Annotated in this window: 9 protein-coding genes; all 9 read right to left on the bottom strand. The window is 54.0% G+C overall.

All coding sequences use genetic code 11. The features are described 5' to 3' along the window. Positions 1 to 2,951 (bottom strand): ESPR-type extended signal peptide-containing protein (locus E0L13_RS05700; protein ID WP_168060914.1); only part of this gene is annotated, 2,951 nt, incomplete at its 3' end. Between the two features lie 16 nt (positions 2,952 to 2,967). After that, positions 2,968 to 3,396: a hypothetical protein gene (locus E0L13_RS05695; protein ID WP_168060912.1), complete on the bottom strand. Its 429-nt coding sequence runs from the start codon at positions 3,394 to 3,396 to the stop codon at positions 2,968 to 2,970. 1,023 nt (positions 3,397 to 4,419) lie between these two features. After that, positions 4,420 to 4,587, bottom strand: coding sequence for a hypothetical protein (locus E0L13_RS05690; protein ID WP_168060910.1), 168 nt, complete (start codon positions 4,585 to 4,587; stop codon positions 4,420 to 4,422). Positions 4,588 to 4,684: 97 nt separating this feature from the next. Then, positions 4,685 to 5,518: an Rpn family recombination-promoting nuclease/putative transposase gene (locus tag E0L13_RS05685; protein ID WP_158099975.1), complete on the bottom strand. Its 834-nt coding sequence runs from the start codon at positions 5,516 to 5,518 to the stop codon at positions 4,685 to 4,687. 185 nt (positions 5,519 to 5,703) lie between these two features. After that, positions 5,704 to 6,240 (bottom strand): N-acetylmuramoyl-L-alanine amidase, encoded by a 537-nt coding sequence (locus E0L13_RS05680; RefSeq protein WP_095629044.1) that lies wholly within the window; start codon positions 6,238 to 6,240, stop codon positions 5,704 to 5,706. Between the two features lie 59 nt (positions 6,241 to 6,299). Further along, entirely contained in the window at positions 6,300 to 6,824 is a 525-nt protein-coding gene (locus tag E0L13_RS05675; RefSeq protein ID WP_168060908.1) for a hypothetical protein, read from the bottom strand. 1 nt (position 6,825) lies between these two features. Further along, positions 6,826 to 7,941 carry a phage replisome organizer N-terminal domain-containing protein gene (locus E0L13_RS05670; RefSeq protein ID WP_168060906.1) on the bottom strand — a complete coding sequence of 372 codons (1,116 nt, stop codon included), beginning with the start codon at positions 7,939 to 7,941 and terminating at the stop codon, positions 6,826 to 6,828. A gap of 429 nt (positions 7,942 to 8,370) precedes the next feature. After that, positions 8,371 to 9,060, bottom strand: a complete 690-nt coding sequence (locus E0L13_RS05665; protein WP_168060904.1) for a GntR family transcriptional regulator — start codon at positions 9,058 to 9,060, stop codon at positions 8,371 to 8,373. A gap of 172 nt (positions 9,061 to 9,232) precedes the next feature. Further along, a complete protein-coding gene (locus E0L13_RS05660; RefSeq protein WP_168060902.1) occupies positions 9,233 to 10,372 on the bottom strand; it encodes a hypothetical protein in 1,140 nt (379 codons plus the stop codon). Positions 10,373 to 10,375 lie beyond the last annotated feature (3 nt).

The following is a 10,375-nucleotide window of genomic DNA, read 5'->3' as shown; positions in this document are numbered from 1 at the left end:
CCAATGCTCGTCAACCCTGTCAATGTCGTCGACAGGCCCAATCCATTCGTATCATCCAGCGTCAGGTTACTGCCGTTTACTTTTACCTGTACTTTATCGTCAGCAATTTCCAATCCTTTACCAGCATTCACAGATACTTTATTGTCGTCTCCAGCAATCGTAATCCCGTCGCCGTCCGCATAAGTCTTGATAGACTGCTTCACATCATACAGCTGTCCAGCATTTACGGCATCTTTCGAACCAGAAGCAAGATTGCCGTCTTCCACATTTGTAATCTTCTGGCTGTTTGCATTCAGTCCCGTACTCGAAATATAGGTTTTATCGCCTACTTTAAAGCTAGCCGCTGTGACATCTCCTGTAGCCGTCAGAGAGCCCGTGCCAATGCTCGTCAGCCCCGTCAATGTCGTCGACAGACTCAGGCCGTTCGTGTCATCCAGCGTCAGGTTACTGCCGTTTACTTTTACCTGTACTTTATCGTCAGCAATTTCCAGTCCTTTGCCAGTATTCACAGATATTTTATTGTCGTCTCCGGCAATCGTAATCCCGTCGCCGTCCGCATAAGTCTTAATAGACTGCTTCACATCATACAACTGTCCAGCATTTACGGCATCTTTCGAACCAGAAGCAAGATTGCCGTCTTCCACATTTGTAATCTTCTGGCTGTTTGCATTTAGTCCCGTACTCGAAATATAGGTTTTGTCACCAACACTAACGCTTGCGCCTGTAATATTGCCATCAACGTCAACGCTAAAGGTATCTATTGTATTGCCAAAGGTCGCACCAGATACCTCGTTTAACGCCGTTACATTATTAGCAGATACGTTGCCTGTTGCACCTACACTGAAACTATTATTACCATTGGCAAAGGTTGCGCCCTTCACGTTTCCGCTGGCGTCGACATTAAAGCTGTCGCTCGTATTGCCAAAGGTCTTCCCCTTTACATCTCCCGTCGCGGTCACATCAGCAGCCGACACGTCGCCGCCGGCATTGACGTTAAACGTATTGGACGTATTGCTGAAGGTCGCGCCTTTTACGTCGCCAGTTGCCTGGACATTGCCGGTCGAAGTAATATCAGCTGCTTTCACATTGCCCCCAGCATCTACGGTAAAGGTATCCGTCGTATTAGCAAACGTTGCCCCTGTTACATCGCCTTTGGCCGTCATGTCGTTAGCTTCTACATTGCCGGATTCATCAACGGTAAAGCTTCCGTTCGTATTCGCAAAGCTTCCTGCTGTCAGTTTGCCATCAACGGTTGCTTTTCCGGCTTCCAGATTCGTCGTATCTACAGTGCCGGCCGTAACCGTTCCACCCGTCGTCAGGCCTCCGACTGTCGCCATGCCGGTAATGTCAACATCGCCATTGATCGCTGCGCTGCCTGCCGTCAGCTTGCCTTCCGTGGAAAGACTTCCTGCTGTCAACGAACCGCCAACGACTGCATCCCCGGTAATGTCTGCACTTCCGGCTGTTACCGTACCTTCGACGGTTGCTTTATCCGCTTCCAGATTCGTCGTATCGACGGTATTGGCCGTAACCGTTCCTTTCGTCGTCAGGCCTCCGACTGTCGCCATGCCGGTAATGTCAGCATCGCCATTGATTGCTGCGCTGCCTGCCGTCAGCTTGCCTTCTGTAGAAAGGCTGCCCGCTGTCAACGCGCCGCCAACGGCTGTATCGCCGGTAATATTTGCGCTTCCGGCTGTTACCGTGCCTTCAACGGTTGCTTTATCCGCTTCCAGATTTGTCGTGTCTACGGTATTTGCCGTGACCGTTCCACCCGTCGTCAAGCCGCCAACTGTCGCCGTGCCGGTAATGTCAGCATTGCCATTGATCGCTGCGCTGCCTGCCGTCAGCTTGCCTTCCGTGGAAAGGCTTCCTGCAGTTAACGAACCGTCAACGACTGCATCCCCGGTAATATTTGCGCTTCCAGCTGTCAGCTTGCCATCAACAGTTGCTTTATCCGCTTCCAGATTTTTCGTATCGACAGTATTGGCCGTGACCGTTCCTTCCGTTGTCAGGCCGCCGACCGTCGCTATGCCGCCAATGGTCGTGTTTCCATCAATGACCGCACTGCCGGCTTTCAACTGGCCTTCTGTCTGAACACTACCAGCCGTTAAGCTTCCGCCAACGGTAGCAGCGCCTTCAATAACGGCGCTGCCAGCAGTGAGCGTCCCTTCAACGTCAGCTTTACCAGCATTTAAATTTGTTGTATTAACTGTACCCGTCGTAACGACATCGCCGTTAATCTGCGTTTCCTTGCCTTCCGCTCCGTTGCCAAAAACAGATCCGTCTTCTTCCGTTACAGCAATGTAGCTCTTTCCTTGCTGAATACCGATTAAATCATCGCGGACTTGGAATTGGCTTTGTCCAGCGCGTGCATATAAGGTACCGTCTTCGTTAACTTCAAAGTTTCTATCTGCCGCCGAGAACGCTCCTTCTATTTCCGCATTTCCATCAGTATAGATATTACCGTCGTTATCAACATACAGCCCTTCGCCGTTATCCGTACCCCCAACAAACAGGCCGTCTTTCGTCAGCGAATTATACGTTCCCTGACCGTTATGAGCATAAAAGCCTTCTTCATTGTAAATAGTATGCTGTCCATCCGGCGTCGTAACAGTAGAACTGCCGCCTTCGCCGGGCTGCCCTTCGTCTTCATTTGCCAAGGGCGCAACGCTCTTTACCAAGGGGCTCTGTACGAGCGTGACCAGCGTATCCGAAGAGGTGCTGTTCGTTTCTTCTACCTGGGCGTTGAGCAGGGCGTAGGGGTCCGTCAGTTCTTCAGCCTGTACGGGCGCGGCGCAGAGGCCCGTCGTCAGCACCAAGGCGGCCAATACGGCGGCGGCGCTCCGGCCGACACGGCTGCTCGTGCTCTTCGTGCAGCTATGAGCCAGTTCGGATACGACGACGTATTGATGTTTTACTTTACTCCATATGACTTTATATATTCGGTTCATACCTATTTCCTCCTTGCTATGGTAATACGTGTTCTTTTTTGCTTCGATGCAGGGAAAACCAGCGCAGGCGGCAGGCGGCGCTGCAAAAAGCGATCCGCCGGTCGTAGGGCTCGGTGATTTCCACGTAAGCTCCGCAGTTTCGGCAGTGAAAGGCGTGGCGTATGGTCTGGGATTTGACTTTTTCCGAGTGCTTCCAGTATAGCCGCTCACAATGGGCCGAGCAGAATTTTGTCCGCCGGTCCGTCGCCTCGGTCACCCGCACCAGCTTGCCGCATTTCAGGCAGTGAAAGGTCCGCAGGGCTTCCTTTTTCCGCGACGACCGGCCGTGATCGTTTACGCCGTGCCGGTGGGCGTAGCGCCGGCAGTAATTGCTGCAGTATTTCTGCGTGATTCGGTCCGCTTCAAATTCTTTGCCGCAAACGGGACATATGGCTTTCCGTTTCATAGGCAACCTATGGATTCTCTAGCAAGCACACGGAGCGCGCGCCGGGCGAAGCAGTTCCGGGCACGCAAAAAAGACAGCATACACCTATGCTGCCTGAAAAACATGGTATCGCCAGAGTATACGAACCCCCCAAAGGACGGCGCTGAAAAAGAACGCACGAATTCCCCAAGCCGGGTCATCGATACGCCAAAGCATGTATAGGAGGTAGTATTTATACCACTACGGTACCCCCCCCCCCGTATGGAATTTCAGGAATTTGTCCGCTCCTGCGATGCCATTCCAATCGTTTCGGCTAGAGATCATCTGTTTCACCCCCTTCTATATACTTTTTAGTCTAGCATGTTATATCGGCAAATGCAATATCCCCTAATCCAATAATTATGAATAAATCGTTAAATCTATATTAAAATATTATCGTCACCTCTTTATACCCTATGGTATGCAATACCTGTAAATCAGGCCGTTTTTCGATTGCAGCTCGTTGTGCAATGTAAAAAACTTCCATTCAGGCGAAACGAAGTGTTTAATGTCCAATGGATAAAAATACACTATATGGTTTAAAGCCACCCCTAAAATAAATGACGAGACCCGATGTTTATTACATTTTCCGCAAATCATTCCACCCCATCAATGTATCATATCAAAAGACACTGCATCCTCTTTCCTTCTGCCTAGCACTCTCTATCGTATCTTACAAAAAAAGACGCCTGCTCTCGCAGACGCCTTATTCAAATTACAGCAGATGATTCATTTTTCCTAATTCTACTACATACTCAACGGATACACGGGCGCATTTGGCAATAGTCTCTTTAGAAATACCTTCTCGCAACATTTCTAATATCATCATTGTCTCCTTATTTTTTGCCCCCTTTTGCGCTCTCGTTCTCTCACCTTCAGCAAGCCATCTTCTTTAATTCCATGACCAACGTCATATATTCTCGCCTCATTTCATCGTGCTGCTTCATGCACCTACGCACAATCCAGTATAAAACAGGCCGCTTGCTCCCGCAAGCAGCCTCTCCATTATAACAAATGATTTTTCTTGCCCAGTTCAATAATATACTCGACCGATGTCTGCGCACAGTCCGCAATAATTTCTGCAGAAAAGCCTTTTTGCAGCATGGCTAAAATCATGTTTCTCGTACCTTCTGCAATACCTTCCTGCCGCTGCCGTTTCAGTTCCATTGCCAACGTCATATATTCTCGCCTCGTTTCATCGTGCTGCTTCATGTACGGATACACTACCCAATACAAAACAGGCTGCTTGCCTTCACAAGCAGCCTCTCTGTTATAACAAATGTTGTTTTTTACCCAATTCAATAATATACTCTGCCGACGTCTGCACACAGTCCGCAATAAATTCTACAGATAGCCCCTTTTGCAGCATAGTTACTATTATTTTCTTCTTTTCGTTTGCACTGCCTTCTGCAAGACCTTCTGCAAGGCCTTCTGCAATACCTTCCTGCCGCTGCCGCTTTAATTCCATTGCCAACGTCATATATTCTCGCCTCGTTTCATCGTGCTGCTTCACGCGCCGCACTTCCTTATCCACTTCTTGTACAAATACGCCTTCCGCCGCCTTGCCGTCGACGTACCGCAAAAACGCCCGCACGTCCGGGTCGAGGGCCTCGCTGTCGCCTTTGCTGTTCAGAAATATTTTCGTCGCCTCGTCGTTCAGCTCTATGCCATCCTGCTCTACGCAGCGATTTCTAAATGTGTACATCGGCAGGCCCCGGTCAAAGGCGTCAAAGGTGCAGATAAAGATGATATACGCCGGGTTCAGCATACTATAATCGTCGCCCTTTTCCAGGACGTCCATATCGATCATGGCCTGATAGTAGCGCGTCCGCTTGGCCAGGCCGTTGTCCTTTTCGTCAGTACACTGCATTTCAATATCGAATACCCGCCCCGTATCGTCCTTGACATAGACGTCCAGGCGCACGCTTTTGCTGTCCAGCCGGATGTCGATGGTCTTCTCCGTATCGGGATAAGTAATGTCGGCGATCTTAATCTGCAGTATTTTCTCAATTAAATGCTGGCACAGGCGCTTGTTGCGCATGACCTTTTGAAATAAAAAGTTGTCTTGTATGGTCAGTTCTTCCCAGTCCTTAATTCGCTTCACGGCCTCGCCTCCTTCTACTTGGATTATACCAAACATGCGTACGCCTTGGCAATATACGACCTATGCAAAAATCGGCAGCTTTCTTTTTCGAATACTCGAATATTCATAGATCATATTCATCGAAGATTTGTAAACAATATAGAAAACCTCAGGATTTCCAACGAATCGAAAATCCTGAGGTTTCCTTACGCCGCAGCCTGGCCGCGCATGGCCGGATATTGTATGATGCCTGCGGCGATGGCCCTGGCGGTTTCGTCCTTATGGGCCTCGTAGCAGCGCATGTCGTAGTCGTTGTCGATGAAGCAGACTTCTACCACGACGGCGGGCATGGCCGTGTTGCGCAGGACGAAGAGGCCCGGCCGCTCTTTCAGCCCCCTGTCGGGCAGGTTGAGGACGGCCTTGACGTTGGCCTGGATGCAGTGGCCCAGGAGCAGGCTTTGGGGCGTATTGGAAATGAGGGTTTCCGTGCCCGTGGCCCGCTTATTGAAGGCATTGAAATGAAGGGACACGAATACGTCCGCTTCGGCGGCGTTGGCTTGTCCGCAGACAGCGTACAAATCGTCGGACTGGCCCAGGACGACGGCGACGCCGTTTCGCTCCAAATAGGCCTGGACGGCCTCGGCCAGCTCATAGGCCAGGTCGCATTCGCGCAGGTTCAGGGCGGCGTTGACCGCCCCGCTGTCCAGCAGGCGGTCGTGGCCTGGATTGAGATAGACTTTCATCGGTATAGTTCCTCCTAATCAGCAAATACAGTATGCGGATGATAAAGACGACGGTCCGTTTATCGACAGACCTCAAAAAGCGCAGGATCTTCTGCATGGGCATCCTCCTCTCTGGGTCGCTTCGCCATGTACAGGGTCACGCAGCCCGTCTCATCGAGCTCCATCATCGTGACGTAGGGGCTGGCGCAGCGGTCTTCCCGCTCCCGGTCGGCCCGGCAGTTGGCGATTTCCATTTTGTTGCGTTCGATGAGCTCCTCGCTCATGTGGGGAAAAAAGGACCGGGCAAAGGCCGTCAGGCCCTCCGATACGACGAGGCCCGGCACGGAGCGGCGCTGGCCGAGGGCCGTCCGGACGCGGCGCAGCTCGCCGGCCCGGCGCTTCCTCTCGGCGTGGGAAATCCGCGGCGGCGTCTCGTCCAGATAGATTGCACCTTCCTGTTGCCGGCGGCGGCGTTCCATCTCCCGCCAATGGGCGAGTACGTCGGCAATGGACGGCTCAAAGCGGTGGACCTCCAGGATGCGCCGCGCCAGGGCGCGGGCCTGATCCTCCGTCATGGGCGGCAGCATGTCCTTCAGGATGCGCATTCTAGCAGCCATCCCCGTCGGATTCCCAGATTTGCCGAAGCATTGTATCAACGTATTGATTAAATTCCTTCTCCCGTCGTTCATACATCGTCTCCCTTCGCCGCGGCCGTCCGCCGCTGTTGACCAGGACGGCCCGGATGTAGCGAATGCCGGACGCGCCGTTGTCCCTGGCAATGTCTATGGCGGCGCAGACCGCTTCGTCGCCCCAGCAGCGGGCCAGGTCGGTCAGCTCTTCCGCCGTGCGGCTGCTCATCTGGCCGAAGGCCGCCATATAGCGGCGCAGGGCGCCTCGTCCTGCCGAAGGGGACGGATCGTTCGCACCATCGCAGCCTCTTTGGGCTGCCGTAGTCCATACGGGTGCAATGCCGCTGTCGCCGCCGGGCTCGGCTATCTGGGCGCACGTATCCTGCAGGCCAGGGCGTTCTTCGTCCTGCCAAGGAGCTGCCGTCGGAGCTGCGTCGTCCCATACGGCAGGGGCTTCGCCGTCGTCATAAGAGGCAGCCGTACAGCCAGCCCCTTCCCGAACGGGAACGAGACCGCCGTCCGGGCAGGCCGAAGCCCTTTCGTCTGCCGCCATCTCGTCAGGGCAGACGTATCCCGACGGGGCAGCCTGCGCCGACGGCCGGGCATAGTCTTCGCCGCCGCAGCCCTGGTCATAGACAGATTCTTCCGCCGCTGTACCCCTTTCGGCCGGAGCTTCGGACGTATGGCAGCGCGCCTCGCTGCCTTCGGCCTTGCGGCGGCGGTAGCGGCGCATGCGGTCGCGGGCATCGCGGCGTTTTTTCTCGTCCCGGTCAAAGCTCTGGATTTCATGCCAGGGCACGATGCGGATCAGGCCCGTCTCGTCGCGGCTGATGAGGTCGATTTGCTCGAACACGTCGAGGACCTTTTCCACAAAGGCCCGGCGGCGGCGCAGCTGTCGGGCCAGCAGGGCCGTCGTCACGGCCTGCCCCTTGGCTACGTAAATGTATCCGTCGTCGTTGACCATGCCGGCCAGGTCCTTCAGATAAAACCAGATGACGAAATAGGAATCGCCGCTGGGCTGACTCAGCAGATACATCATACGTGGGTCCTGAAACAACCCGACCTTTGTCTGAAACCACCGCAGCTTCTTCATGGGCTGCTCCTTTCCGCCCGCCCTGGGGCCGTCTTTGCTCGCTACTGTATATGGGACAGGGAAGGGAGCGTTTATTTCCCCTTCAGCTATGCAGTTTCAGCATCTTTGTCCGCTATCAAAACACGCATCATTTATGTATATACAGCGGTATACCCTAAAAAAGAAACAAAAAAAACAAAAAGAAAAGATAAGACGTTACGCGTAACGGTACGGACGTATCGCAGCGGCTATCGTTGGGGAAATCGGCATAATGACGCCGACGAAGCCTATAGGCCCGTCGCCGTATGCGCCGATATTAGCCCGATATACGCCGGTATATTCCCGGGATGTCCCGCTGTATTTCGCCGTATAGCGGCGATTTTCAATCCGATGTCCGCCTACAAAAAAAGACCCTCCCTGCCGAATCGTCCGGCAGGGAAGGTACATGTATTATTTAAAGTAATTGGGATACTGCTTGCGCAGCACTTCCACGTCGATAATGCCCTTGTTGATATGCTCTTCCATAATGGCTACGCCGCGCTGGGCGTCGTGGCGCAGGATGGCTTCCGCCAGGGCCTGATGCTGGCTGTAGAGAATGTTCATCTGCTCGGCCGCCGCGGCGATGTTCAGCACGCGGGCCCGCATGTAGTCGGCCGTGGAGCTTTCGATGATCTGCCAGATATGCGGCTTGCCGCAGCCCTGGTACAGGATGCTGTGGGTCTGGTTGTCGCTGGCGAAAAAGCCGTTGACATCGCGGCGGCGCAGGTACAGCTCCTGCTCCTTCAGGCATTGCTGGAGCTTCCACATGTATTCTTCGGGAAACTCCCGGCAGGCCAGCTCGACGACAGCCGTCTCCATGGTCACCCGCAGAAAGCGGAATTCTGCCAGCTGCTCCGTATTGATCTTAGACACGAAGGTCCCCCGCTGGGGCAATACGTCGAGAAGGCCCTTCTGGGACAGGCGGATAAAGGCCTCCCGCACGGGAGTCCGGCTGACGGACAGCATCGTCGACAGCTCCTGTTCCGACATGGCCGTCCCAGGCACCAGATGCAGATTCATGATGTTATCGTACAACACGCGGTAGGCGTATTCCCGCACGTTTTCCCGCGGCTCTTTTTCCAGTAATCGTAACTGTTCCATTGGCGTCCCCTGTATCTAAAAAATTACCATACTTCATATTCTACCATATTACGGCTTCAAATTGAAATGCATTGGCTAAAAAAATGATGTATACCGATACAAAAAATGCGTCCTCTTTCTGTACTTTGACGAAAAATACCCCCTTGCCGCAGAGGCAAGAGGGCAGGAGACGTTATTCTTCCCGTTCCAGGCCGGGGTCTTTGTTGTCCTTCAGGATGAATACCTTGACCAGGACGACGATGATCATGAGCACGCCGACCTGTCCCATCAGGGGATAGAGGAAGCCGATGAGCTTGCCGAAGCCGATCTGGGCGCCGAAGTAGGCCACGACGCCCAGGACGACGGTCACGGCCATCTTGACGGTCTTGTTGGGCATCCACTGCTCCAGCTTGTTGATGACGACCCAGAACATGGGAGCCGCCGTGCTGTAAATGCCCAGGAGCAGGATGACCGAGAAGATGAGGGCCAGGGCCGGAGCGAACTGCTGGGCCAAAAACAGGTTGGGAACCTGAAGCTTTGCTACTTCCGCCGGGAAGCAGAGCATGGCCGCCATCATGAGGGCGCTGGCGATCATCAGGGCCACGCCGCCGAGGAACCCGCCGAGGAAGGCTTCGCGCCGGCTGTTGGCCTTGCCGCCCAGCCCCGTCAGGAAGGGGATGGAGCCGAAGACCATGCAGGACGCGTACAGGACGCCGCTGAACCAGGCCGAATCGAGGATGTCGTACGTCGAGAACCACCAGGATTTCGTCGAGCGCAGGTCGTATAAGACTTCCCAGCCCTTGGCCCAGTCCGTATTGGCGTTGAGGACTGTCAGGATGCCGATGCCGATGGTAAAGAAGATGATGACCGGCCCCATGGAGCCGATGACGTCGGCCAGGCGCATCAGGCCCAGCAGGATGGACAGGATGCACAGGAGAGCCATAAACACGCTGCCCACGTCGCCGGGCAGGGCGAAGTATTCCGAGGCTACAGCTCCCGTGCCGGCGATCATGATCGACACGACGCTGAATAAAAATAAGATCGTAACCCATTCCAAAAACGTGCCGATGTACTTGCCGCAGTAATAGTGAAAGACCTGGGTGTGGTACTTCAGCTTCAAATCGTAGCCCTTCTGCATGAGGGCCCCGCCCAGAAAGGCGAAGATGAGCATGCTGACGAAGCAGCCGATGATGCCCTGAGGGCCGAAGGCTCCGAAGAACTGGAGGATTTCCTGGCCTGTCGCATAGCCCGACCCGATGCTGAAGGCGCAGTAAGCGCCGGCGAAAATGATGACGTTGCGCAGGCTGACTTTTGTGTTGCTGTCTTGATTCATATC

This window comes from Megasphaera sp. SW808, from assembly GCF_012027795.1.
Lineage (GTDB): Bacteria > Bacillota > Negativicutes > Veillonellales > Megasphaeraceae > Megasphaera > Megasphaera stantonii.
The sequence above is the reverse complement of the archived record's forward strand: the minus strand, read 5'-3'. Positions and strand labels throughout refer to the sequence as shown.